The organism is Sphingomonas sp. PSPC2-2 (assembly GCF_049897725.1).
Classification (GTDB): Bacteria; Pseudomonadota; Alphaproteobacteria; order Sphingomonadales; family Sphingomonadaceae; genus Sphingomonas.
Genome location: NZ_JAFCWU010000013.1, coordinates 67745 through 92948 on the forward strand (window position 1 = coordinate 67745; position 25204 = coordinate 92948).

Genomic DNA, 25204 nt, shown 5'->3' on the forward strand with positions numbered 1-25204 from the left:
CGATGCCCCAAAATAAATTAATCGCAGATTCAATCACATATGCGTTCGCACTTTTATCCAGTACGGCGCGCCATTCTCCTTGTGAGATTGGCTCTTTCCCCCACACATTGTCCTTGTTATTTCTGTAGCCTGCCGTCCGGCCATATCAGCCGTCACGCCTGCAGCGCCGTGCGCGCGGCCAGTATCTCGGGCCAGCGCCTTTACACTCGCCCTTGAAAGTGAAGGCGCGTTCTAGCTTTGTGTCAATCGAACGCCACGCCGATGCGCGTAGCGCTCCGCCAGACTATTCGACACTGTGAGCAAGCGCCGCCAGGTTCTATTTTCAGCTCGAAGGCATCCGGAATGTTCAGGGCAGCAGGAACTTCGAGGCAGGCGCCTGTGTCCGACAAGTTTCGGACGACGCAACTTATCACGGACGATCGCTGATTGAGAATGATCTTCCCCGTCAACAGCGTGCGGCGACGGCGAGTGGTGCGACGCTCCGTCATAACCAATACCAAACGACGCCGCAGGCGGTTGTCGCTGCCCCGCGTCTCGCCTCGACGGCCACCTTCGCGATTCCCGTATCGCGTGGCAGGTTATTGGCGAGTATTTTGAAGACGAGAGCCCCCGGCATAGCGCACTCGCAATACTTCAACGTAGAAACACCATCCGCGCGGTTTGGCCGAGCAGGACAAAGGCCAAAGATTCGTCCCAGTAGCTCAAGACTCCCAATCTGAATCGTTGGTGGTTCATGAGGGCCAAGGCACAGCTGATAGCCGCGCTCATAAACAGCATCATCGTAAGCGCTTTCCCGAATCCCCAGGGCAGCGGGCTTTGAGCACCGGCAAAGATCAGCACGATCAAAAGTTTGAGAGAAAGGCGACGGAGCACAAAGCGCGAGTCCGACGTCATTTTCGGCTCGGCTGCATAACGACGTCGTATCCGCGAAGAGGCAGTACGAAAGAGACACTGCGATAAACGCAATGTCGGTCGGGCAAAGGCATCCAAGCCCGTGCGGCGAAACCGAAACGCCGCTTTCAGAAAGGTTAAGGACAACGAATAAAGCAATCGCCGAAGACGAGGGCTTCGCGCGACGATGCGCTCGACAAGAACCATATCGATACCCACACTAGACCTCGGATCGAAATAAATCAGAGCGATCACATCGCTAGTGAAGTCGACGCGCCCGTGTCCGGTGAGTCTAAGCGGCTTGATATTGCGCAGGTAGTTATCGCCGAAGACCTTACAATATACGATGGTATATCCCGGATATTGTTTTGTATATCGGATCAACCCCGCAAGACACTGTCACTCAAGGAATGACGGTGATATCCAGCCAATGTCATCTAGCGGCTCCAACCCGCTGCCGACGCATGAGGATCAACGAGCAATGCCAAGCGACAGTAGTCGAGCAAGCGTGCCGCTCAGGTCGTTCTCGCGAGTCTGAATCATCAGTCTCGCCTGTGACGGCCGAGCGGCTCGTCACGGAGGTGAGACATGACTCTCCAATTTTTTACTCTGCCGGCTTCGCTCCGCGTTTCGCGGATCGCCTCGCCGAAACGCAATCCCGCATTCGCCGACCCGCGATGCGAGCGTGACCGTCCTTTCACGAAGTCTCCCCGCACGAACCGGACTCGACTGGTCGCGGCGTGGCGTGTCAATGGCGAGACCGGTCGGCTCGAATGCATCTGGATGCTTGACGCCGAACCAGACACGGGCGGCGGGTTGCGCCGATTGATCGAGCGCGCCGGACTCCTTCTTGCAGTTTACCAGCATGGTCGCTTTGCGGCGTGAGGCGTGTGATGCATTCCCTCACGCTGCATAAGGCCAGCACGGCGATGGTTCTGGTGTCCGCCGGCCTGGACGGGCTTCACCCCCGCCGGGGCGGCAATCCGTACTCGCGCAGAATCGCACGGTCGCGCGAAGGTGCGGACCCTCCCTGGTGAAGAGCGGCTGCGCTGCTCAAGCGCGGTCCGAATGCCGAGCGTCGTGAAGATGCATCGGTTTCATTATCCCCTCAGCCGACCAAGACCCCAAGCGCCGAAGACCGTGCCGAGAGGCGCATGGTCTCGGCGCTTGCGGCAGGAGATTCATCCAATGAATGCCCCCATCCTCAAGGCGGCTCTCAAGCCGCGCGGAAAAGACGAACGCAAGCTGTCGATGAAGGCGGTCCGTGAAGCCCAGAATGGGTTGGATGACACCTTCGAAAACGTCAAAGGCGACCGCAACGGCCTGATTGCCCGAGATGCGATCGAACGGCTGGCAAAAGACGGCCCCAATGAGGTTGCGCAAGAGCGACGCCTGCCAGCGGTTGTTCAGTTTTTTGGCGCTTTCAAGAATCCGTTCATTGCAGTGCTGCTGATCCTGGCTGGGATCAGCGCTGTAACGGACATCTGGCTTCGGCTTCAACATGGCGAGGATGCGGATCCGACAAAAGTCACCATCATCATCGTGATGGTGCTTGCCAGCGCCTTGATGCGCTTCGTTCAGGAGTACCGATCGAGCGCTGCGGCCGAAGCTCTGAAGGCGATGGTCCGCACGACGGCGACGGTTCTTCGTCGAGGATCGGCAACGTCAAATCCCGAAGCATTCGAAATCCCGATGCGAGAGATCGTCGCCGGCGACATCGTGCGTCTTTCAGCAGGGGATATGATCCCGGCAGACGTGAGGCTGATCGAATCCCGCGATCTGTTTGTGAGCCAGGCAGTGCTCACCGGTGAGGCCATCCCTGTTGAGAAGTATGACACGCTCGGGTCTGTCGCCGAGAAGTCCGCGGCGAGCGTAGCGTCCAGCGAAATGAACGCGCTCGACATGCCCAACGTCTGCTTCATGGGCACCAACGTCGTGAGCGGCACGGCGACCGCGCTTGTCGTTGCCACGGGTGCTCGCACCTATTTCGGATCGTTAGCCAAGGCGATCGTCGGATCGCGCGCTCAAACGGCGTTCGATCGCGGCATCAACAGTGTGAGCTGGCTGCTCATCCGCTTCATGCTCGTCATGGTTCCTGTCGTCTTTGTCATCAACGGCCTGACCAAAGGCGACTGGGTGGAAGCGCTGTTGTTCGGCCTTGCCGTCGCCGTCGGACTTACCCCCGAAATGCTGCCGATGATCGTTTCCTCGAACCTCGCGAAGGGCGCCGTAGCGATGGCGCGGCGCAAAGTCGTCGTGAAGCGACTCAACGCCATTCAGAACTTCGGCGCGATGGATGTTCTCTGCACGGACAAGACCGGCACGCTGACTCAGGACAAGATCATTCTGGAGCACCACGTCGACGTTACCGGGCAACCCAACGCTGACGTTCTCCGGTTGGGCTGGTTGAACAGCTACCACCAGAGCGGCGTGAAGAACCTGATGGATCAGGCCGTCGTGCGATTCGCCGGGGCGGAGCCAGCCATCACGAACACGGCCGCGAGCTACCGAAAAGTCGATGAACTTCCGTTCGACTTCGTGCGCCGCCGACTCTCAGTGGTCGTCGAGGGCGAGGACGGAGATCACTTGCTCATCTGCAAGGGCGCGGTTGAGGAGATGCTGTCGATCTCTACGCACGTCAGAAGAGGCAAAGATCTGATCCGCCTTGGTGACGTTGAGCGCAAGAATCTGGCTGCGATGGCTCGGGCGTACAACGAGGACGGATTCCGTGTGCTGGTCGTCGCCACCCGAGGGTTTGTGGCGTCCGAGGCCAAGACGCATTATGCCATCGCGGACGAAGCCGATCTCACGATTCAGGGGTTCCTTACTTTTCTCGACCCGCCAAAGGAGACGGCTGGACCAGCAATCGCTGCGCTCGCGGAGCATGGCGTCAAGGTCAAGGTTCTTACGGGCGACAATGCGGTCGTGAGTGCCAAGATCTGCCGTGAAGTAGGACTTGAACCGGGCCAAGCCGTACTCGGGCGCGACATAGAAAAATTGGACGACACCGCGCTTCGCGTTTTGGTCGAGGAGCGGACGATCTTCGCGAAGCTCACTCCGCTCCAGAAGTCGCGTGTATTGCAGGCGCTTCAGGCTAACGGTCATACCGTCGGATTTCTCGGTGACGGCATCAATGACGCCCCGGCGCTGCGCGATGCCGATGTCGGCATTTCCGTCGATAGCGGCGCCGATATTGCGAAGGAGTCGGCCGATATCATCCTGCTCGAGAAGAGCCTGATGGTTCTTGAGGAGGGTGTGCTGAAGGGGCGCGAAACCTTCGGCAACATCATGAAATACCTCAACATGACCGCCAGCTCGAACTTCGGAAACGTGTTTTCAGTGCTGGTGGCGAGCGCATTCATTCCGTTCCTGCCGATGCTGTCGATCCATTTGCTCGTGCAAAACCTGATGTACGACATTTCCCAATTGGCGCTGCCTTGGGATCACATGGACAAGGAGTTTCTCAGCAAACCGCGGAAGTGGGATGCCAAGAATATCGGTCGTTTCATGATCTGGATCGGGCCGACGTCCTCGATCTTCGACATCACGACGTTCGCTCTGATGTGGTTCGTCTTTGCCGCCAATAGCCCGGAGCATCAATCGCTCTTTCAGTCGGGCTGGTTCATCGAGGGCCTGCTTTCTCAAACGCTCGTGGTCCATATGCTGCGTACCCAGAAGATTCCCTTCGTCAACAGCACAGCGGCTTTGCCGGTCTTGCTGATGTCGAGCGTCATCTGCGTACTGGGGATCTATTTGCCGTTCTCTCCGCTGGGAGCAGCCATCGGATTGCAGCCCCTGCCTATCGCCTACTTCCCGTGGCTGGCCGGAACGCTGCTCTGCTACTGCCTCGTCGCTCAACTGATGAAGACCGTCTACATCCGCCGGTTCGGACAATGGTTCTGACGGCCAAGCGCATGAGAGGTCCTGATCATGTCCACATCACCGTTGATCCTGAGATTTGCGCCGCCGCAGGCTGGAGACTGCCCGCGACAAGGGCCGCCACCGCCGAGGCGACAAGCGCCGCGTCCGCCCCACAATCGCGAGCCGGGCGATGCCAGGTCGTCGCTTCGGAATCGGTTGGACAGACGTTTGTGTTGGGCTTTGGCGGTTTTGGCGATGTTCGTGACGCATGCGGCCGTTCACCTTGCTCGTCGCCGTCTGCTGGACGGTTTCAAGCTCAGATTCCTGCTGCGTTGCGGCGCACGGTTGAACAGAGCGGCGATATCGCGAATGCGGCGTTGCCGCTGGTGAGCCACACAAGCGCAAAACGATCGCTTGCATGGAACCAAAGCACGAGGCCCGGACCTGAACCGGACTTCGATCAGCAAGGAGCTTCAAATGGACGACCCATCTAGTCGCGGCGCGACCAACAACTCGCGCCGCTTGAATTCACGAGAAAACTAGGAGGGCAGCTCGCGGCTATTGGCGCCGGGCGCTCTCGCAACCCGACGCCAGGAGTAGCCCATGACTTATTTTACGACCCACGGACTTCCCAATTTCACTATCACCACCGGACTGAAGGTTTTCAGGCGTCGTCGGGTTCTTTTTTGCCGACTGATGGTGATCGCTTTCTACTTGCTGGCGCTCGGTCTTGTAGCGGTTCTTCAGGTAACCAAAGCGCACGCGCAAGAACTTCAAACGACTCCCGGCCATCCGGATGCGGCACGGCTCAACACTAGTGGACCGCAACCCATCCTGGCGATGCCAACGAAGGCACCGGGGGCCTCGCGTGACAATAAGGTGGAATCGGGCGGGCCCGACTGGTCGGGCGTCTATTTTGGCGGACACACCGGTTTCGGGGCTGGCAGCCTTGGCCCGGGAACGAACCCCGTCTTGAATCAGTCCGTTGGCCTGCCGCCTACGGTGACAGGAATGATCGGCGGCTTTCAGGGAGGCTACAACTTTCAGGCCAGCGATCGTTGGGTGCTCGGCGCGGAAGCCGATGTCACTTTTGTGAGCCCGCCCGATGAGACGCGACGGATACCGGCTCCCTTCAACACATCCCTGGATGTCGTGGGGACGGTGCGTGGCAGGATCGGCTATGCTTTTGGCCCATTCCTCCCCTATGCAACGGGAGGCCTCGCTTGGACACGAACGAACGTCGACATCAATGGCGATGACGGCAGCGTTTTGTCAAAACTGGGGCGCTGGCACGCTGGGTGGACGGCAGGCGCAGGTGTCGAAATGGCCTTGGGCGGACCATGGACGGCACGCGTCCAGTACGACTACCTCGATCTGGCTTCCTCGACCTATCGACTCGATGGTGCCGGACTGCGCGATGTGTCCGTCCGCCCCCGAACCCAGAGGTTCACGCTTGGCCTGAACTACCGACTGGGCGATGTGGCCTCGACACTCCCAAGACCACCGGCAACTGTCGAAATGTCGCCGGACTGGAATATTCATGGCCAGACCACATTCATCGCCCAAGGCTATCCCGCGATTCGTTCCCCCTACGCTTCCAGCGCCAGCCTGCCCGGTGGTGGGCAAGTTCGTGAGACGTGGACCGCGGACGCATTTCTTGGCGTGAGGCTTTGGGACGGTGGTGCGTTCTATTTCAATCCCGAGCTAGCCCAAGGCTTCGGGCTGAACGGGACGCTCGGACTCGCAGGCTTTCCAAATGGAGAAGCGCAAAAAGGCGGCGCTGAATTTCCGAAATTTCGGCCACAGCGCTACTATCTTCAGCAGACATTCGGTCTTGGTGGCGAGCAGGAGGATGTCGCAGACGGCCCCCTGCAACTGGCGGGGCGACGCGATATCGATCGCGTCACTGTCACGGTTGGTCGTTTCGCGGTTGGCGATTTCTTCGACGCGAATGCCTATGCCAAGGATCCGCGCGCGGATTTCATGAATTGGGCAATCTGGTCGTCGGGGGCCTATGACTTCCCCGCCGACCTTCCCGGCATGACGCGCGGTGCGGTCATCGAGCTGAATCGTAAGGATTGGGCTGTGCGAGCCGGGGCCTTCCAAGTGCCCAGGGAGCCGAACAGTGATGTTTTGGTCTTCAATGGGGGCGGCGGTGGCGCCGTCGAGTTCGAGGAACGGCACAGCCTGTTCGGGCAGCCGGGTAAGGTTCGGATCGGCGCTTTCATCAACCGTGGTTACACCGGCGCGTATCGCGACGCTATCAACCTCGCGCAAGCGAGCCCTCAAACAGATATCAACGATGCGATGACGGCCCTGCGCCGCAATCAGAATAAGTATGGCTTTTATGGAAATATCGAACAGGCTTTGACAGCTGACCTCGGGCTTTTCGCCCGTGCAAGCTGGAACGACGGCCGCACCGAAATCCTCTCCTTCACGGACATCGACCGCAGCATTTCCGGTGGTTTCTCCCTAAAGGGTTCTGCATGGGGACGGCCTGCGGACACGATCGGAGTCGGTGCTGCGGTCAACGGCCTCTCGAGTGCACATCGTAACTTCCTCGCCGCCGGAGGCACGGGGTTGCTGATCGGTGATGGGAGACTGCGCTACGGCCACGAGTCGATCGTCGAGGCGTATTACGCCTTGCGGGTCAACGGCTGGAGCACCGTCACCTTCGACTATCAGTTTGTTGCAAACCCCGCCTACAACGCCGACCGCGGACCAGCCTCGATTCTGTCGCTTCGCGCCCACGCCGAATTCTGACAGCGAGTGGAGTGGCAATTCCAGCAATAGCGCGGGCTTGCGCCTCGGGAGGGCGCGACCGACGCAACGAGATGGGAACACATTCAGATGGATTGGCAAAGCCTTGGCCACACCGCACTCACGCTCGGGGGCGCATTCCTTCTTGGCGGCTTGATCGGCTTCGAACGGCAATGGCGCCAGCGCCTGGCCGGGCTGCGAACCAATACCCTCGTCGCGCTCGGCGCGGCCATCTTCGTCCTCTTTGCCGGGCTGTTCCCCGGCGAGGCGAGCCCGACGCGCGTTGCGGCCCAGATTGTTTCCGGCATCGGCTTTATGGGCGCCGGCATCATCTTCAAGGAAGGGTTGAATGTGCGCGGGCTCAACACCGCCGCGACGCTGTGGTGCTCCGCCGCGATCGGCGCGCTGTGTGGGGCCGGATTTTTCTTTCATGCATTGATTGCGACGACGTTCGTCATCGCCGTCAACGCAGTTCTGCGCCCGCTCGTGCGCCTCGTTGAGCGCCAGTCATTCGCCGCAAGCCCGTTGGACAGCGCATATGCGATCAGCATCATCTGCCATGGAGAGGCTGAGGCGCATGTTCGGGCGCTTCTTCTTCGCGATCTCGCCGGTGCGCTGCACATCCGCGACCTCGAAAGCACGAATATCGAGGACACAAACCGAGTCCAGGTGAGCGCGACAGTGCGAGCCGACACTCGGCAGGATCGCCTTTTGGAACAGATTATCGGTCGTCTCAGTCTGGAGCCGCTGGTAACATCTGCTCGGTGGCGGTTCGAGCCAGGCGAGTGACCGAGAAGCAATAGTTATCTAGGTACACGGCGGAGTAGATTCTCCAGGGAAGAATATTGAAAGTAGGTAAGTTGATCGAGAAGGTGAACAATGCTCAAGATCGCCAATGATATACGTCCCGGATCGGCGCTGACGTTGATCGCGATGGGCGTTGCGATGGCCGGCATTTTTATCGCCGATACGGTCACGGACTACGCCATCGCAGCGGCCGTATTCTACACAGCGGTCATTCTCGTTGCGACACGCATCTTGTCTGGCACGGCTGTAGTGGCCCTCGCTTGCATTTGTGTCGCGCTGACCCTGATCAGTTTTTTCTTGACCCACTCCGGTGCGTATGAGGTCGGCATCGTCAATACCGGGATTAGTATCGTTGCGATCGGCGTTACAACCTATCTCAGTTTAAGGATGGTGGCTGCGAAGGCCGAGGCGCTGGAGGCGCGCGATCGGCTTTTGCGAATTGCGCGGGTCACGACGCTCGGTCAACTGTCGGCGTCGATCGCGCACGAAGTCAACCAGCCCCTGGCTGCCGTCGTCGCCAGCGGCGGCGCGTGCACCCGATGGCTTGCCCAGGAGCCGCCAAATCTCGACAAGGCCCGCCTCGCGCTCGACCGCATCGTCAGCGATGCCAACCGGGCAAGCCAGGTCATCGCGCGCATTCGCGCCCTTTCGAAGGGCGAGGCGCCGCGCCGACAACCATTCGACCTCAGGGAAGCTGTCATGGAAATCGCGACCTTGTCGCGCGGCGAGATCGAGCGTGGCGGCGTCGCCTTGCAACTGGACCTGCATGACGGCCTACCTCGCGTTTTTGCCGATCGGGTCCAGATCCAGCAGGTCATCAGCAATCTCGTCCTCAATGCGACCGAGGCGATGTCGGACCGCGCATTGCCCGAGCGTCGTCTGCGAATTGCCGCCTCGCAGGATGGACGGGATGCGATCGTTCTCGCGGTGGCCGATTCCGGCACCGGTCTGGCGCCGGGAGCTCGTGAGCACCTCTTTGACGCCTTCTGGACGACGAAAGAGGGAGGCATGGGTCTTGGCCTTACCATCAGTCAGACGATCGTTGAAGCGAATGGCGGACAGATTTCCGCGGCTCCAGTCCCTGGAGGCGGGACCGTATTTGAGGTGCGCCTGCCGCGCCACATGGAGGCAGCCTGATGAAAAATGAACCGACGGCGGATTCGCGGCCGCAGCCCATCGTCTATGTCATCGATGACGATCGGTCCGTTCGCGCCGCGCTCGAAGATTTGCTCGCATCCGTTGGGCTACAGGTGCGCTCGTATAGCTCGGTTGCCGAATTTCTGGAAAGCTCCATGCCGGACGCGCCCGGCTGCCTGCTGCTCGATGTGAGAATGCCCGGACAAAGCGGGATCGATTTTCATCGGCAAATGCCTGAATACGGCATTCATCTGCCGACGATATTCATCACGGGACATGGGGACATCACGATGGGCGTGAACGCCATCAAGAATGGCGCCTTCGAGTTCTTGACCAAGCCGTTTCGCGACCAAGACCTGCTGGATGCTATCCAACAAGCGATCGAAAAAGACCGGCGAAGGCGCGAGAGCGAAGCGCGTTCGCTGGATTTGAATGCGCGTTGGGAGACATTGACGCCCGGCGAACGAGACGTTTTCAAGCTCGTTGTAAAGGGCCTCCTCAATAAACAAATCGCCGCCGACCTGAATGTTAGCGAGATCACGGTGAAGGTTCGCCGTAGCCATCTCATGCAGAAGATGCAGGCCAAGACGATTATTGACCTTGTTAGAATGTCGGACAGTTTGAGCGTTTGAATCTCGACTGAGAGGAGAGCCCCTGCACCGCGAACTGGTGCGCGATCTGCGCGGGCGTGCCACCCCCCCCCTTTCAGAACACGGTATATTTCGAAGATACGTTGGTATATCGAATCTATATAAGATCATCGGCCAATGAGCGTCTGTAGCCGTCTATTCTAGGGTGAGAATCGGGAGGTCTTGCCTTAGCTGCGGTCGGGGCGCGATGGTCGTGGTAGATGGTGCTTACAGAGCGATGCTCGCAACGAGCGGACGATGGACCGTCGCGAGGCCAGGAATCATTTCGAATAGATCTCGGTCGCAATTGACCGATGCTTGAATTCCGCCAGATCCGGTATTTTCTTGCGGCGGCCGAATATGGCAGCTTCCGAAAGGCGGCCTTGGCCTTGGGAATACAGGAATCGGCGATCAGCCGTCGCGTTCGCGATCTCGAAGACGAACTCGGCGCTTCCCTATTTCAGAGGCACAACGGCGGCGTCTGCCTGACGTTGGCAGGACAGCAGTTTGTGCGTCGAGCACGCAAAGCACTTCAACAGATCGACTGCGGCGCGAAGGATGTGGCCGCCATAGGTCGCTCCGAGCGGGGGCATATCAAGGTCGGCATCTTTTCGTCGCTCGCGTCTGGATTCCTGTCCGATCTGCTGGGAGCCTACGGCAAGGAGCATGCAAGTGTACGGGTCGAATTTTTTGACGGCGATCCTGCGGATCACGTTGCCTCGATCCGGCGACTTCAACTCGATGTGGCTTTTATCACGGGAACCACACAGTGGTCGGACTGTGAAACAGAGCAACTTTGGTCCGAGCGAGTATTCGCCGTACTTCCCAGCGATCATCCTCTCTCTGAGAAATCGGAGCTTGGCTGGCGTGATCTTGTGGACGAGAGATTCATTGTAAGTGACGGTGCCCCTGGATCGGAAATTCACGACTATTTGGTTCAACGCCTCGCCGATCTTGGGCGTCACCCAGAAATCGATACCCAATACGTCGGGAGGGACAATCTCCTGTCGCTTGTGGCGATCGGCCAAGGCGTCACGGTCATGAGCGAGGCCGGGACGGCGGCTCAGTTTCCGGGAACTGCCTATCGGCAGCTTGCCGGCGAGGTTCTGCCGTTCTGCGCGGTGTGGTCGCCGCGGAATGATAACCCGGCCTGGCGCCGCCTCCTCAGTCTTGCGCGTTCAATGTCGCGCTCGGCTGCCGCCACAATCATTCAGACGGTTTCGGCAGTTCTTTTGACTTCCTCGCTTTCGCAAATCCCCGATCCGTGGCTATGAACCGCTCCAGCATCGGAGCGATGAGGCGAACGGGATCGGCCGGCGGTTGCCTCGCTTCGCGGCCGAGAATTTCTGCGTAGGCCGTTAGGTCGCGATGCAGGCTTGCCGGTAACTCCACCGTGACCTTCACCGGTTTGTCGTCGACGATCGCTCCCAATTTCAGCTTGGTCATGTCAGCCTCCGTAGGGTTCGAGAACGAGATCGCGGGTGACGATGACGCGGACGGGCAAGCCTGGCCGGATGGTGAGGGTCGGTGCGATGTTGAGCTGGCGCTGGACGATCTGCTGGCCGGTTTGACTGACGCTATTGGAGGCACCCTGTCGCAGCGCCCGCACAATATCGCTGTCCTGGCCAGACGAGCCCGCCTCCGCACCGATGCTCAGAATCGTGGAAAGTGCAGCGGCCTTGAACAGTTCGCCCCAGTGATAGTCGACGCCATCCTCAAGGCCCGCATAGCCCTCGGCGTCCGCACCAGGCTGACGCTCCAGAACGATGGAGCGGCCATTGGGGAAGATCAGCCGGTTCCAGACGAGAAGTATGCGCCTCTGACCGAAGCCGACGCCACTGTCATACTGGCCGATAACGCGCGTGCCCTGTGGCACAAGCAGGATCTTGCCGGTCGGGCTGTCATAGATGTTCTCCGTCACCTGTGCGGTGATCTGACCCGGCAGGTCGGAGCGGATGCCGGTGATGAGCGCGGCCGCGATGACGGCGCCGGCCTGCAGGACGTTCTTCGACGCTGGCGCGGCAACGCGATCCGGCGAGACAGTGCGCTTGTCGGGCGTCTGATTGAGGAATGCGAGCTGACGATCCTGCGCGGAGGGTGTCGCTGGCTGCGGCGCAAGGCCGAGGCTGGCGAGATCGGCCGACGGCGTGGCGGTCGCAGTCGGCTGTGTCGAAGCTCCAGCCGTAGCGGGCCGAGTCTCGGTGGATGCGAACAGCCGTGCGGTCCGAGCCGCCTCCAGTTCCTGCGCCCGGCGCTGTTCCTCGGGGCTCGGTCCCGTCGGACCTGATGCCGGTGCGCCGATCGGCGGCACTGTGCCACCGTTCTGCGCGTTGAGGATCGGGCGACCGAGGTCGCCGGGCAGCGGCGGGCCGAGCTTCGGGACGCCGGAATAATCCTTCGGCAATCCAGCCAGACCGTCCGGTGTCGAGCGGTTGTCCGTAGAGTAAAGCTCCTGACCCTGGCCGCTGTGACGAGTCTGGAGCGCATAGATCAGCGCCCCACCGACACCGAGGCTTGCCGCAAGACCCAGACCGGCCAGCACCTTGCGGGACAGGCGGGTCACACGCGGCGGCTCGGCGCGCAGCCGCATGGTCGCGGCCGGCTCGCCGGTCAGCGGCCGAGCGTCGTCGTCGGTCGGCTGAGGCTGGGGCGCCGAACCGGGCGTCCGGCCTTCCTCCTTTTCGGGATCGCGTTCGTCGCTCACGATGCCGGCCTCCCGTCGGTGCGGGAGATGCGGACACGCTTCTGGTTCTTGCCCGCGCCGAACCGCAGTTCGGCGGCGGCGAACAGTCGATCGACGATCATGTAGTTGCCGCGCACGCGATAGTTCACCAGCTCGGAGGTGTCGCCCTCCGGTCCGACCACGAACAAGGGCGGCATCTCGCCCTGTCCGATGCCGCGGGGGAATTCGATGAACACCTGCTTGCCGTCATCGAAGGCGCGCAGCGGCCGCCACGGTGCGCGGTCGCCGGTCACCTCGTAGCGGAAATTGACACGGGCGAGATCGATGCCGCCCGACACCGGCTGCGCGGCCTCGGCTTGGCTGTTCTGGCGGCGCAGCGCGATGAGCTGGTCCTGCGGATATTGCCAAGACACCGATGCCATATAGGTCGATGGCGTCGCGCGCAGCTCCATGTGATAGGTGCGCCGGTCGGTGTTGATGACGAGATTGGTCATCAGCTCGGCCCGCGTTGGCTTCACGAGGATATGGACCTGCTTGGCCGCGCCAACGCCGCTCTCGGTATCGCCGATGATCCAGCGCACTGTGTCGCCAGCGGCGACAGGACCGGAGCCGACGAGCTGCTCGCCGGGCTGAAGCGCGATGTCGGTGATCTGCCCCGGCGAGGCGTAGACCTGATAGAGCGCGCCATCGACGAAGGGATAGACCTGCATCGAGTTGATGAAGCCGTTGCGGACGGGCTGGACGCGCGCTGCGGCATTGGCCTGGTTGACGCGCGCGGCGGGATCGGACGGTTCCGGCTCGGGCTTGCCGTCCTTGCCGATGGGCTTCAACTGACCAGGCAGCGGGAGCGGTTTGGGAAGCTCCACCACCCGGACGGGCGCTGGCGGATCGGAGGTCTGCACAGCCGGCACCGCATTGTCGTAGGAAATCTCCGGCGGCGGGGTGTGAGTGGCGCACCCTGCCAGCGCCGAACCGGCGAGCAAGATTCCCGGCAAAGCGGATTTGCGGAAAACCGGAACTACGTGGATGAGCAAAGCCGGGAGCCCTGCACTCCAAGGGGCGGCTTTGCGGAGTGCGGGCGTCATTGTCCAAGCTCCTTCGACCAGTTGATGGCGTTGATGTAGATTCCGAGTGGGTTCTTCCGCAGCGTGTCGGCGTCGCGTGGGGGCTGCACGACGACGGTGAGGATCGCGGACCAGCGTTCGGTGGAGGCCAGTGAGCCGTCCTGATAGCGTCGCTCGATCCAGGCGATGCGGAAGCTCGACGGCGAGGCGCGGATCACCGACGACACTTCGATCGCGATCTGCTGCTTGCCGACCTTGGTGAAGGGGTCGTTGGCGCGCGCATAATCGTTCAGCGCGAGCGCGCCACCCTGTGTCGTGAAGTCGTAGGCGCGCAGCCAGTTCTGCCGCACGATGATGGCGTCGGACGGGATCGAGCGGACCTGCTCGATGAAGCGCGCGAGGTAGAAGGCGATTTGCGGATCGTTTGGCTGATAGTCGGCGGTCGCCGGCGCGATCGCCTGCGCCTGGCCGAGCCGGTCGACCTGCACTACCCAAGGCACGATCGAGCCGTTGGCGGACTGCCAGACCAGCGCGGCCGAAAGGCCGCCCGCGAGGGCCAATGATCCGAAGGCCATGTAGCGCCAGTTACGGGCCTGCACGCGGGCGGAGCCGATGCGATCGTCCCAGACCTGAGCGGCGCGCTGATAGGGAGTCTCGGGCTGAGGGGCTTTGCCGTAGTGGGTGGATGGTCGCTTGAACATGGTCAGTCGCTTTCGGAGAGGTTGACGGAGGAGCCGCCGCCATGGCTGTCGCCGCTACGCACGGCGTGGGCGGCGGCCTGAACGCCATGGGACATCTGCTGCGAGCGCTTCATGCGTTTCGCCCAGGCCGGCGGCCCGTCGCTGGTGGAAGACGCAGCTCCGGGAGATGCGGCCTCCGCGGTGGCGGTCGTCGCAGCACCGGATGCGCCGGTGGCGATCTCCGTCGCGGCCTGGCCACCGGCCTGATAGCTCTGCTTCAGGCTGTCGGCGGCACGACCGGCTGCGCGCTTCAGCGGTGAGACGGCCGCCTTCGCGCCGGTGCTGGCAACACTGCCAAGACCCGACGCGACGCCGGATGCGCCGGCCTGGCCGGCCGCGCCGAGGCTGTAGGCGGTGGAGGCGCCACCGGCGAGGGCTGCACCGCCACGCGCGGCGGCGGCAGCGCCGCCAGCAAGTGCAGCGCCGCCTGTCACGACGGCGCCGGCAGCGGCCGCGCCTGCTGCGACAACGCCGCCGGCGGCAAGACCAGTGCCAATGGCCGCGCCGGCGCCGAGCTGCGGGCCACCGGAGATGAGGCCGTTAGCGATGCCGGGACCGAAGATGCCGAGACCAAGCAGCGACAGCGCGGCAAGCACGATCGCCATGGCATCGTCGATCGATGGCGTTGCGCCGTTGAAGCCCGAGGTGAACTCGGAGAACAGCGTCGAGCCGATGCCGATGATGACGGCGAGCACCAGCACCTTGATGCCGGAGGAGATGACGTTGCCGAGCACGCGCTCGGCCATGAACGCCGATTTGCCGAACAGGCCGAAGGGAATGAGGACGAAGCCGGCGAGCGTGGTCAGCTTGAACTCGATCAGGGTGACGAAGAGCTGGATCGCCAGGATGAAGAACGCCAGCAGCACCAGCGCCCAGGCGAAAAACATGCAGGCGATCTGGATGAAGTTCTCGAAGAACGACCAGTAGCCCATCAGGCTGGAGATGGAGTCGAGCAGCGGCCGGCCGGCATCGAGACCAGTCTGCGCCACCTTGCCGGGGCGCATGAGATCGCTCACGGCAAAGCCCGTTCCCGAAGCCTTCAGGCCGAGGCCCGCGAAGCTCTCGAAGACGATGCGGGCGAGATTGTTCCAGTTGGAGATCAGGTAGGCGAAGACACCGACGAAGAGCGTCTTCTTGACCAGCCTCGCCATGATGTCGTCGTCGGCGCCCCATGACCAGAAAAGCGCGGCGAGCGTGACGTCGATGACGATCAAGGTGGTGGCGATGAAACCGACTTCGCCGCCGAGCAGCCCGAATCCTCCGTCGATGTAGCGAGTGAAGACCTCGAGGAAATGGTCGATGACACCGGTGCCGCCCATGTCAGCGAACCTCTGGCTGAGCGGGCTCGGCCTGCATCGCAGGCCCGGTCACGTCCGCTGGCGCACTGTCTTTGTGGATGGGAGCGGCCGACGCGGGCGCGCTTGGAAACAGCGTGGTCGGCGCAACCGGCGATGGTGATGAAACGGGGGCCGGCTGGCCGAGGAAGCGGCGCCGGTTCTCTGCCCATGCCTTCAGGCAATTGGGATCGCGCGTGCCGGCCTCGCCGATCTCGGAACAACGAAGCAATTCGGCGGCGAGAGGATCCGATGTTGTGACCGGACGGCCCTGCGTCGCGAGGACGTCCGTCGAAACGTCCTTGCGGTTCATCTCGATCGCGGTCGCCGTGATGGCGACCGCGACGAAGACGATGGCGCCGACGCGAGCGAGGGTCTTGCCGTCCATCGTGCCAGCCTCAGTTGCCGCTGTTCGGGAACATGCGGGCATTGCCGGGCTGGTAGCCCGAGCCCGGCGTCAGGAAACGCCGGCGCTGCTCGCGGCCCTGTTCGGCGGCGGCGGCCTGCTCGGCCGACTGCAAGGCCTGCGCCCGGCCGTTGGCCGCCACGACGGCGGTGAGATCCGCGAGTTGCTGCGCCTGGAGCGCAAGGAGTTGGTTGCCGGCCTGCGTCGCCTGCAGCGCGCCGGTCGCGCCCTGGCTCTGGCCGATCAGCGCCGACATCTGCGTGCGATTGGTGTCGATGTTGCCGACGACGCCCGCCTGCACCCGCATTGCGTCCTGCAGGCCGCCGACCGTGTTCTGCCAGCGCGAGCGGGCATCGGTGACGAGTTGCTGATCCGAAGCGGACAGCGAGACGTTCCCGTACTTCTGCTGGAACATCCGGTCGATCTGCTGGACGTCGTAGGCGATATTCTGCGCCTGGTTGAGAAGCTGCTGCGTGCGCTGGACGGACTGCTGAAGCTGTTGCAGCGACGAGAACGGCAGGCTCGCAAGGTTGCGTGCCTGGTTGATCAGCATTTGCGCTTCGTTCTGAAGCGAGGTGATCTGGTTGGTGATCTGCTGAAGCGATCGCGCCGCCGTGAGCACGTTCTGCGCATAGTTCGAGGGATCGAATACGATGATGGCGTGAGCGGGCGTCGCCAGCATGGGCGCGAGCGCGACGGGAGCGGTCAGCAGCGCGGCAGCAAAACGCGCTGCGCGGGAATTGCGCAGTTTCATTGGGACGTCTCCTTGTTGGTGAGCGTGGGGATGAGATCGGCGGCCCAACCGACCTCACGGTGATCGAGCCATGCGGCGAGGAAGCCGTCGCGGCCGTGTTCGGCGACGATGCGGGCAATGGCCGCCTGGTCGGTCTTCGATGACGCGGCGCACAGAGCGAGCGCGACATCGGACAGACCGAGCTCGAAGAGGCGGTTGCCGCGCCGCGACTGGCAGTAATAGTCGCGCTTGGGCATTGCCCGCGCGATGATCTCGATCTGGCGGTCGTTGAGGCCGAAGCGCCGATAGATCGCCGTGATCTGCGGCTCGATCGCGCGCTCGTTCGGCAGCAGAAGCCGGGTCTGGCAGCTTTCGATGATGGCAGGCGCGATGGCCGAGCCGTCGATGTCGCTGAGCGATTGCGTGGCGAAGATGACGCTGGCGTTCTTCTTGCGCAGCGTCTTCAGCCATTCGCGGAGCTGGCCGGCGAAACCGTCATCGTCCAGCGCCAGCCAGCCTTCGTCGATAATGAGAAGAGTCGGCGAACCGTCGAGCCGATCTTCGATCCGATGGAAGAGATAGGAGAGAACCGCCGGCGCCGCGCCGGTGCCGATCAGCCCCTCAGTCTCGAACGCTTGAACGAACGCCGAGCCAAGATACTCGCGTTCAGCGTCGAGCAGCCGGCCGTAGGGACCGCCGACGCAATAGGGCCTGAGCGCCTGTTTGAGATCGTTCGACTGGAGCAGCACGACCAGGCCGGTGATCGTGCGCTCCTCGACGGGCGCCGATGCCAGCGAGGTCAGCGCCGTCCAGATATGCTCCTTCACCTCGGGCGTGATCGCCACGCCCTCGCGGGTCAGGATCGATACGATCCAGTCGCCCGCCCAGGCGCGCTCGGGCACGTCGTGAACGCGGGCGAGCGGTTGAAGGCTGACGTTATCGGTCGCGCCGTCACTGAGATCGCCGCCGAGGTCATGCCAATCGCCGCCCATGCCGAGCGCCGCCGCGCGGATCGAGCCGCCGAAGTCGAAGGCGAAGACTTGGGCGCGAGCATAGCGTCGGAACTGCAGCGCCATCAGCGCCAGCAGGACCGACTTGCCCGCGCCGGTCGGGCCAACGATCAGCGTGTGGCCGACGTCGCCGACGTGAAGCGAAAGCCGGAACGGGGTGGAGCCTTCGGTCTTGCCGAAGAGCAGTGGGGGCGCTGCAAAATGCTCGTCCCGTTCCGGCCCCGCCCACACCGCCGACAGCGGGATCATGTGGGCGAGATTGAGCGTGGAGATCGGCGGCTGGCGGACGTTCGCATAGACGTGGCCGGGCAATGATCCGAGCCAGGCGTCCACCGCGTTGATCGTCTCGGCCATGGCAGTGAAGTCGCGGCCCTGAATGACCTTCTCGACGAGGCGCAGCTTCTCGTCGGCAGCGCGCGGATCCTCGTCCCACACCGTCACCGTCGCGGTGACGTAGGCCATCCCGGCATAGTCGGCGCCGAGTTCCTGGAGCGCCATGTCGGCATCGGCGGCCTTGTTCGCGGCGTCGGTGTCCACGAGGACGGACGCCTCGTTGGTCATTACCTCCTTGAGGATCGCGGCGATCGACTTGCGCTTGGCGAACCATTGCCGGCGGATCTTGGTCAGCAGCTTGGTCGCGTCGGTCTTGTCGAGCAGGATCGCCCGCGTCGACCAACGATACGGAAATGCGAGACGGTTCAGCTCGTCGAGCAGGCCAGGTGTCGTCGCCGTTGGAAAGCCTGTGACGGTGAGGATGCGCAGATGCGACGCGCCAAGGCGCGGCTCGAGCCCGCCGGTGAGCGGCTGGTCGGCGAGCAGCGCGTCGAGATAGATCGGCGTTTCGGGGACGCGGACACGGTGCCGTTTGGTCGAGACGCAGCCGTGGAGATAGGTGAGCGTCTCCGCGTCATCAAGCCAGCGGCATTCGGGCATGAAGGCTTCGACCAGGCGCAGGATGCGATCGGTGCGATCGGCGAACCCGGTCATCACCTCGTTGGGGTCGAGGCCCGACTTTTCCCGGCCTTCATAGAGCCAGGATTCCGCGCGCGCGGCGTCCTCGGCCGGCGGCAGATAGGTGAAGGTCAGGAAATAGCTCGACTCGAAATGTGCGCCAGCTTCCTCGAAATCCGCTTTGCGCTCGGCGTCGACCAGCGCCGAGGCGGGATCGGGAAAGCGGCTGTCGGGATAGAGGTTCGAAGCTTGCCGCTGCGCCTCGACGAAGATTGCCCAGCCTGATCCAAGGCGACGGAACGCATTGTTGAGGCGGCCGGCGATGGCGACTAGCTCAGCCTGTACGGCGCTGTCGAGATCGGGGCCGCGAAACCGCGCGGTGCGCTGAAAGCTGCCGTCCTTGTTGAGGACGATGCCGGAGCCCACCAGCGCGACCCAGGGGAGGAAGTCGGCCAGGCGGCTGTTGCGATTGCGATATTCGGCAAGGTTCATCATGGCCGCGCTCCCCTCAGACCGAAAGGTGTGCGGGGACGCGCAGATGGCGGCGCACAACGTCGACGAAGAGCGGATCGCGCTTGGCAGCCCACACCGCGGTGACGTGGCCGATCGCCCAGATCGCGATCCCCACCAGCCAGAGGCGAAGCCCTAGGCCGACCGCGCCAGCGAGCGTCCCGTTCATGATGGCGATAGCCCGTGGGGCGCCGCCGAGCAGGATCGGCTCGGTCAGTGCCCGGTGAACGGGGACGGTATAGCCTGGGACGTCGCCGCCCTGATCGACAGCGCCCGTCATCAGACCAGCGCCCCGCCGCCGAACGAGAAGAACGACAGGAAGAAGCTCGACGCGGCGAAGGCAATCGAGAGACCAAACACGATCTGGATCAACCTGCGGAAGCCGCCGGAGGTATCGCCGAAGGCCAGCGTCAGGCCGGTAACGATGATGATGATCACCGCCATGATTTTCGCCACGGGACCTTCAATCGACTGCAGGATCTGTTGGAGAGGCTGTTCCCACGGCATCGACGAACCGGAAGCGTGAGCGGGGGCTGCCATCACCGCCGACAGAGTGGCGATGGAAACGGTCAAGACGAGATGATGGCGCGCGCGCCGCAGGCGTTGGATCACAGGCTTTCTCCTTCAGGTGCTGGGACGAACAAGCTCGAGCTGCCGTCGCCATCCGTGGTGGCCGGCGCGATGCGGTAGTCGCCGTCGAGACCGAGGCCTTCGACGCGCGAGAGTTCGGAGAGTCGCCGCGCGGACCCGCGACCGGAGAGGACGGCAACGAGGTCGATCGTTTCCGCGATCAATGCGCGCGGGACCGTGACGACTGCCTCCTGAATGAGCTGCTCCATGCGGCGCAGTGCGCCGATCGCGCTGCCGGCGTGGATGGTGCCGACCCCGCCAGGATGGCCGGTGCCCCAGGCCTTGAGCAGTTCGAGCGCTTCGGCGCCGCGCACTTCGCCAACGGGTATGCGATCGGGCCGCAGACGCAGCGAAGAGCGAACGAGATCGGAAAGTGAGGCAACGCCATCTTTTGTTCGCATCGCCACGAGGTTCGGCGCGGCGCATTGCAGTTCGCGGGTGTCTTCGATGAGGACGACGCGATCGGCGGTCTTCGCAACTTCGGCGAGCAACGCGTTTGTCAGCGTCGTCTTGCCGGTGGATGTCCCGCCGGCGACGAGGATGTTGGCGCGTGAGGAGACACTCCGGCGGAGTATCTCGGCCTGCGTCGCTGACATGATGCCGGCCGCGACGTAGTCGTCGAGCGTGAACACCGCGACAGCGGGCTTACGGATCGCGAATGCGGGGGCAGCGACGACGGGTGGCAGCAGGCCTTCGAACCGCTCGCCGGTTTCAGGCAACTCTGCGGATACCCGAGGAGCACCAGCATGAACCTCGGCTCCGACATGGTGCGCAACCAAGCGAACGATACGTTCGCCGTCCGCTGGTGACAGCCGCTCACCGGTATCGGAAAGTCCTTCGGAGAGTCGGTCGATCCAGAGGCGCCCATCGGGATTGAGCATCACCTCGACGATGCTGGCGTCATCAAGATAGCGCGCGATTGCAGGACCGAGCGCAGTGCGCAGCATCCTTGCGCCGCGCGCGAGGCCTTCCGAATTGTGGTGTGATGCTGTCATAGTGCCCCGTTTCTATCGGGGCCGATACAGTCCTTCCCCAGACGGGGATGATTAAAGGGGCCAGATTTCGGGGCGATTCAACAAAGATTCATCGACGTAGTAGTGTAGCGTGCAAATACAGGAGAACGGCGGTGTCGGACGCACGATACGCCAATACGCTCGCGGAGCTTGACCGGCTCTGCGCAAGCGTCTGATCCTCGCACAATGACCGCTCAATGCATTTGTTGTGGAGGTGATGGACATCCTCGATCGCGGAGATCATCCGGGGGGTGAGATCCTTCTTAATCGGGATCATGCACGGCGTTAGGCTGAACGGGACGGTACGTACGATAGCATCTTTGCAGCCATGAACCCCAGCCGAGTAGAGTAGCCTATGTTTCTTAGATCGGTTTTGGCCGCCGCCGCATTTGCTGCGGCGGTACTCCCCGCGGAATCGGTGTTCGCCGAGGGCGCCCGAAAAGCCAATCAAGGGCAACAGCGCGAGATCGGCAGCAAGGTAATTGAGAAGGCCAACGCCCTCCTTGACAGTTTAACACCGGCGCGGCGCAATGAAGCCCTCGTCGATTATAGATCACGGTGACGGACCGATCGGCGCGGAAAGAGATTTGTAGGCTTCCTCACCATTCAGCGCTGATTCAAGGCTATTTGACGCGCGATCGAACGCGGAAGAAACATCAACGCGTTTCGGGTAGCTCTGCACGGCTGAGCTTTTTGCGCACGCGCGCATGAATCTGGTCGACCCAAGCCAATCCCAATCGCCTGATGCGACCTTTCGGACACCTTAAGAGGAGAAAGTGTTCGATGCGAGACACCACAAAAAGCAGAAGGCGGATCCGAAGTGGCGGAGGCCAATGCGATAGTTGATTACTCATTGTTTTGCGTCTCCTTTGAGAAAATCTGCCACGGCTTTTTTTTGTTCGATGAATCTCAGGCGCTGGCACGCTATCCTGGCGTGCGCTTCGGCGGCCAGATCAACATGTTTGGAAGTGTCGGATAAAGGCGCAGACGCTCAAACGCCGCGGCTAAAGCCATCTCTCGGCGTCGAGCCGTCCAGCGGATATAATTTGCGATGAGCGCATAGGCGACAACGGGCAGCCTTTCGCCGCGTTGGACAAGGATAGCGATGCAACGTTCTAGTCCGTCATGGAGAGCACGCGTTGCAAAATAATGAAACGTGAACGGATCGCTGCGCGCTTTGGCAAAAGCGATCAGCATAGCGGCGATCAATCCGCAAGCATCGATCTCGCATTGAGAATCGCCGAAACAGCTGTCGACAAAAGCGATAATCTGAAAGCCCTTGGTCTGCTCGACTGAGGTCAGCGAAAAAGAACTACAAGAAGTTGCATCGGAAAGCGCCTGGATGCGTCCGGGAAGAGTCTTGAATTGTTCAGACATGAGGCGCCCCCATCAGCTAGTTAGAACAAAAGAGTTTTGTCTATTCAGATTGTTTCCTTTTCGTTTTGGTTGGCAGGCGACGACGCGGGGTATAGCAACGTCCGCGAGGCTATTGCGGACATGTCGGTGCTCGCGCCCGTGCGTCAACGTCGTCACCCGCCTTCTTGCGTGCTACTTCGAGCCGGTATTGCTTGTAGCAGCGTCGTTGCTGGTTGGCGTTCCGCCGATCTGGGGGATGCTGACCTCGACGCCGGTCGCGGCGACGAAGACCTTGAAGCCGATCAGCGCGACAGCAATCAGAAGATAGCCGCGTAGCACGCCCATCCAGACCTTCGTCATCAACGTCATATGCAGGGCAGGCAGCCGATTAAGCGGCGGCATGCGCCAGTTCCGGCGCTCGAGCATCGTCATCTTGGCGAAGCGGTGATCTTGATCGTTGCCATATGCGGCAGCGGGCACGTCATAACTACGCTTGCGTGCTGCGAACGAAAAGACGAACCCGCAAAGCCCCAGCAAAGAGCCGCCAATCAGTATTTTCAGAATTGTGCTGTCAGCCACATCTGGGAAGACGGTCGCCACGGTGAGGATGATCGAGAGCAACACAAGGGACCAGATTATTGCTCCGGTGAATACATTGAGCTTAGGACCGTTGGACCAGGGGCCGACAACCGCCTTGTCGTTGCAAAGGAGGAGCAGGAAGACCGTGGCACTTGGTAGCAGCACGCCAGCGAGAGCCTGCACGGCACTGACAAAGAGGCCCAGCAGCGCATCACTTGCGAAGGCAACAAGGCCTGCGGCAATGAATATGAGAATCCCGTAAGCAACGTAGAATCCGATGGCATCCGTGACTTTGCGATGCAATGAGTGCCTCACCCTGAGGACGTCGGCGATCGCATAAGACGTCGAGAGCGAGACGGCTGCTGCGCCGATGAGGCAAGCATCCAAAAGAGCGATTGCAAAAATCGTCGCCGAATATGGACCCACATATTTGTCCAGCGCCGTAAGCACCGCACCTGTATCCGTGAAATTGCCGAATTCCGGCCGTCCGGCAAACAATGCGGCACAGAACGCCATCATGGCAACGGCGCCGATTACTACCAGGAGGATCCCGAGGCAAAGATCGACTTTCTCGTAGCCGTTGAAGGCGGGCGTGATCCGCTTATCGACAACATAGCTTTGTTGGAAAAAGAGCTGCCAAGGTGCGACGGTCGTGCCAACGATGCCAATGACAAGCAGCATGACTGCCGCCATGTCGGAGTGAGCGGGCCATTGCGGCACGAGCAGTCCATGGGCGATCTCACCGATTGGTGGATGGATGGCGAGGAGCACAGGTATTAGCAACAGACTGCCAAAGACCAAAACCATCGCGAAGCGTTCAAACCGCTTGAAACTTCCGGTGCTGACGGCGGCCACTATGAGCACCGCCGCGACAATCAGTCCCGGAACTCTTGGCAAACCAAAATATTGGAGTGCGAATACGATGCCGATGAACTCGGTTACAATGGTTAGTCCGTTGAGAAGAACTAGGTCTATAAGGCTGAAGGCACCCCAGAACTTTCCGAAACGTTCGAATATCAGTCGTGCATGGCCAACGCCCGTCACAGCACCTAGCCGTGACACCATCTCCTGATTCACGTAAATCACCGGGATCAAGAGCATCAACGTCCACAGCAGAGAGGTGCCGTAGTTCTGACCTGCCTGCGTATAGGTTCCAAAAGCGCCGGCATCATTGTCGCCGACCATGACAATCAGTCCCGGGCCGACGATTGCCATCAAGGTCGCCAGCCTAGCCCGCCAAGTCTTTCGTACACCGGTGTCGTGCTGCCGGATGGTGCCGAACGCGCCGTGGATGTCGCCAATATGCGCGCTATCCAGGACAGCGGGCGCGCTTGAGGCCAATTCGATTTGTTCAAGCGATGTCGCAGAGGTATCGGACATTTCAAACTCCGTTGAGTTTTGCTCGTTTTTGGGTGAATTCACTGGATCAGAGCGAAGCGGTTGTTGGCTGGCCCCGCTGCGGCGGATGCTTTGCGACTGGGCAAGCTCCAGCCGTGTTGGGCGGAATGGCGAGCACGGCGAGCCCGACGTTGATTGCCCGTTGGACGAGATCGGCGGTGTGGCGCCCCCCTGGGAAAGCCACGACAAAGTCGGGTCGGCTGTCTGTCAGCATGAAATCGCTGCGCAGCCCTTCGGCCTTCTTGCCGTAAAACTCCCAATTTGGCGGGTAACGCACCACAGCGATCCCATGGCGACGCGCCCACGCCTCAGCGATGATGCCGACGCCTGCAATGCTGCCGTGGACCACAACGCTGATTGGCTTTCGCCAATGCAGTGCAGTTAGTTCGTGATGCACCATCTCGGCGTCCTCGAAGTGACGTCCTCCACAGACTAGGAGGCGCATGGCCGTGTCCTTTCGGGCTGCTCTTCGGGACACGGTGCTGGTGCGCGCGAGTTGGCGGTGATGCAGGGCGCAGGTACGCGATTTCCTTCCGAGCTGTCGTTGACCGGGGCGGGATCAGTCGTTCCCCGACGCGGCTTAGGAAGCTTTTGGGAGTGTCAGGAATTTCGTGTGCGGGCGGGCGGCTGAACATTACGCCGCCATGGCCCTGATGAAGCGTTCGCCGAAGATGACGGCGAACTGTGCCTTGGCCATGGTCCACTCACGTGG

Annotated in this window: 23 protein-coding genes; 7 read left to right on the top strand and 16 right to left on the bottom strand. The window is 61.7% G+C overall.

The genetic code is table 11. The features are described 5' to 3' along the window. Positions 1 to 242: 242 nt before the first annotated feature. Both ACP7BY_RS18790 and ACP7BY_RS18795 read right to left on the bottom strand, forming a co-directional pair. Entirely contained in the window at positions 243 to 488 is a 246-nt protein-coding gene (locus ACP7BY_RS18790) for a PilZ domain-containing protein (protein ID WP_080655009.1), read from the bottom strand. A gap of 145 nt (positions 489 to 633) precedes the next feature. Next, positions 634 to 1098, bottom strand: a complete 465-nt coding sequence (locus ACP7BY_RS18795) for a hypothetical protein (protein WP_156186937.1) — start codon at positions 1096 to 1098, stop codon at positions 634 to 636. 981 nt (positions 1099 to 2079) lie between these two features. Here ACP7BY_RS18795 and mgtA point away from each other — a divergent pair. The 6 genes from mgtA (at position 2080) to ACP7BY_RS18825 (ending at position 11359) form a co-directional block, all read left to right on the top strand. After that, a complete protein-coding gene (gene mgtA / locus ACP7BY_RS18800; protein ID WP_006022571.1) occupies positions 2080 to 4794 on the top strand; it encodes a magnesium-translocating P-type ATPase in 2715 nt (904 codons plus the stop codon). A 561-nt stretch (positions 4795 to 5355) separates the two neighbouring features. Continuing rightward, complete coding sequence (locus tag ACP7BY_RS18805) at positions 5356 to 7515, top strand: carbohydrate porin (RefSeq protein ID WP_006022572.1); 2160 nt, start codon at positions 5356 to 5358, stop codon at positions 7513 to 7515. An 87-nt stretch (positions 7516 to 7602) separates the two neighbouring features. Continuing rightward, positions 7603 to 8301, top strand: a complete 699-nt coding sequence (locus tag ACP7BY_RS18810) for an MgtC/SapB family protein (protein WP_006022573.1) — start codon at positions 7603 to 7605, stop codon at positions 8299 to 8301. A 90-nt stretch (positions 8302 to 8391) separates the two neighbouring features. Further along, on the top strand, positions 8392 to 9456 hold the full coding sequence (locus ACP7BY_RS18815; RefSeq protein WP_006022574.1) for a sensor histidine kinase: 1065 nt from the start codon (positions 8392 to 8394) through the stop codon (positions 9454 to 9456). Next, positions 9456 to 10088 (top strand): response regulator transcription factor, encoded by a 633-nt coding sequence (locus ACP7BY_RS18820; protein WP_006022575.1) that lies wholly within the window; start codon positions 9456 to 9458, stop codon positions 10086 to 10088. Before ACP7BY_RS18815 ends, ACP7BY_RS18820 begins: the two co-directional genes overlap by 1 nt. Positions 10089 to 10399: 311 nt before the next feature. After that, on the top strand, positions 10400 to 11359 hold the full coding sequence (locus ACP7BY_RS18825) for a LysR family transcriptional regulator (RefSeq protein WP_024343196.1): 960 nt from the start codon (positions 10400 to 10402) through the stop codon (positions 11357 to 11359). On the opposite strand, the gene ACP7BY_RS18830 is transcribed toward ACP7BY_RS18825, so the two are convergent. The 11 genes from ACP7BY_RS18830 to trbB form a co-directional block, all read right to left on the bottom strand. After that, positions 11292 to 11531 (bottom strand): DUF2274 domain-containing protein, encoded by a 240-nt coding sequence (locus ACP7BY_RS18830; RefSeq protein ID WP_006022577.1) that lies wholly within the window; start codon positions 11529 to 11531, stop codon positions 11292 to 11294. The two genes, ACP7BY_RS18825 and ACP7BY_RS18830, sit on opposite strands and share 68 nt — an antisense overlap. A 1-nt stretch (position 11532) precedes the next feature. After that, on the bottom strand, positions 11533 to 12675 hold the full coding sequence (locus ACP7BY_RS18835; RefSeq protein WP_080655011.1) for a TrbI/VirB10 family protein: 1143 nt from the start codon (positions 12673 to 12675) through the stop codon (positions 11533 to 11535). A gap of 110 nt (positions 12676 to 12785) precedes the next feature. Continuing rightward, on the bottom strand, positions 12786 to 13853 hold the full coding sequence (gene trbG, locus ACP7BY_RS18840) for a P-type conjugative transfer protein TrbG (protein ID WP_006022579.1): 1068 nt from the start codon (positions 13851 to 13853) through the stop codon (positions 12786 to 12788). Beyond that, positions 13850 to 14533, bottom strand: coding sequence for a conjugal transfer protein TrbF (gene trbF / locus ACP7BY_RS18845; RefSeq protein ID WP_006022580.1), 684 nt, complete (start codon positions 14531 to 14533; stop codon positions 13850 to 13852). Before trbF ends, trbG begins: the two co-directional genes overlap by 4 nt. A gap of 2 nt (positions 14534 to 14535) precedes the next feature. Further along, complete coding sequence (gene trbL / locus ACP7BY_RS18850) at positions 14536 to 15891, bottom strand: P-type conjugative transfer protein TrbL (protein WP_006022581.1); 1356 nt, start codon at positions 15889 to 15891, stop codon at positions 14536 to 14538. A gap of 1 nt (position 15892) precedes the next feature. Next, on the bottom strand, positions 15893 to 16294 hold the full coding sequence (gene trbK-alt / locus ACP7BY_RS18855; RefSeq protein WP_006022582.1) for a putative entry exclusion protein TrbK-alt: 402 nt from the start codon (positions 16292 to 16294) through the stop codon (positions 15893 to 15895). 10 nt (positions 16295 to 16304) lie between these two features. Next, positions 16305 to 17066, bottom strand: coding sequence for a P-type conjugative transfer protein TrbJ (gene trbJ / locus ACP7BY_RS18860; RefSeq protein WP_006022583.1), 762 nt, complete (start codon positions 17064 to 17066; stop codon positions 16305 to 16307). Then, a complete protein-coding gene (gene trbE, locus ACP7BY_RS18865; RefSeq protein WP_006022584.1) occupies positions 17063 to 19501 on the bottom strand; it encodes a conjugal transfer protein TrbE in 2439 nt (812 codons plus the stop codon). Before trbE ends, trbJ begins: the two co-directional genes overlap by 4 nt. Before the next feature lie 13 nt (positions 19502 to 19514). Then, positions 19515 to 19796 (bottom strand): VirB3 family type IV secretion system protein, encoded by a 282-nt coding sequence (locus tag ACP7BY_RS18870; RefSeq protein ID WP_006022585.1) that lies wholly within the window; start codon positions 19794 to 19796, stop codon positions 19515 to 19517. Beyond that, positions 19796 to 20128 (bottom strand): TrbC/VirB2 family protein, encoded by a 333-nt coding sequence (locus ACP7BY_RS18875; RefSeq protein WP_006022586.1) that lies wholly within the window; start codon positions 20126 to 20128, stop codon positions 19796 to 19798. The genes ACP7BY_RS18870 and ACP7BY_RS18875 overlap by 1 nt, the downstream gene beginning before the upstream one ends. After that, positions 20125 to 21141, bottom strand: a complete 1017-nt coding sequence (gene trbB / locus ACP7BY_RS18880) for a P-type conjugative transfer ATPase TrbB (protein WP_024343194.1) — start codon at positions 21139 to 21141, stop codon at positions 20125 to 20127. Before trbB ends, ACP7BY_RS18875 begins: the two co-directional genes overlap by 4 nt. A 391-nt stretch (positions 21142 to 21532) precedes the next feature. Between trbB and ACP7BY_RS18885 the strand changes: the two genes are divergently transcribed. Then, on the top strand, positions 21533 to 21721 hold the full coding sequence (locus ACP7BY_RS18885; RefSeq protein WP_124810154.1) for a hypothetical protein: 189 nt from the start codon (positions 21533 to 21535) through the stop codon (positions 21719 to 21721). Between the two features lie 362 nt (positions 21722 to 22083). Here the strand turns inward: ACP7BY_RS18885 and ACP7BY_RS18890 are convergent, their stop codons facing one another. The 3 genes from ACP7BY_RS18890 to ACP7BY_RS18900 form a co-directional block, all read right to left on the bottom strand. Further along, complete coding sequence (locus tag ACP7BY_RS18890; protein WP_137903084.1) at positions 22084 to 22536, bottom strand: hypothetical protein; 453 nt, start codon at positions 22534 to 22536, stop codon at positions 22084 to 22086. 171 nt (positions 22537 to 22707) lie between these two features. Beyond that, positions 22708 to 24474 (bottom strand): NRAMP family divalent metal transporter, encoded by a 1767-nt coding sequence (locus ACP7BY_RS18895; RefSeq protein WP_006022591.1) that lies wholly within the window; start codon positions 24472 to 24474, stop codon positions 22708 to 22710. Positions 24475 to 24520: 46 nt separating this feature from the next. Next, positions 24521 to 24937 (bottom strand): DUF2493 domain-containing protein, encoded by a 417-nt coding sequence (locus ACP7BY_RS18900; RefSeq protein WP_006022592.1) that lies wholly within the window; start codon positions 24935 to 24937, stop codon positions 24521 to 24523. Between the last annotated feature and the right edge of the window lie 267 nt (positions 24938 to 25204).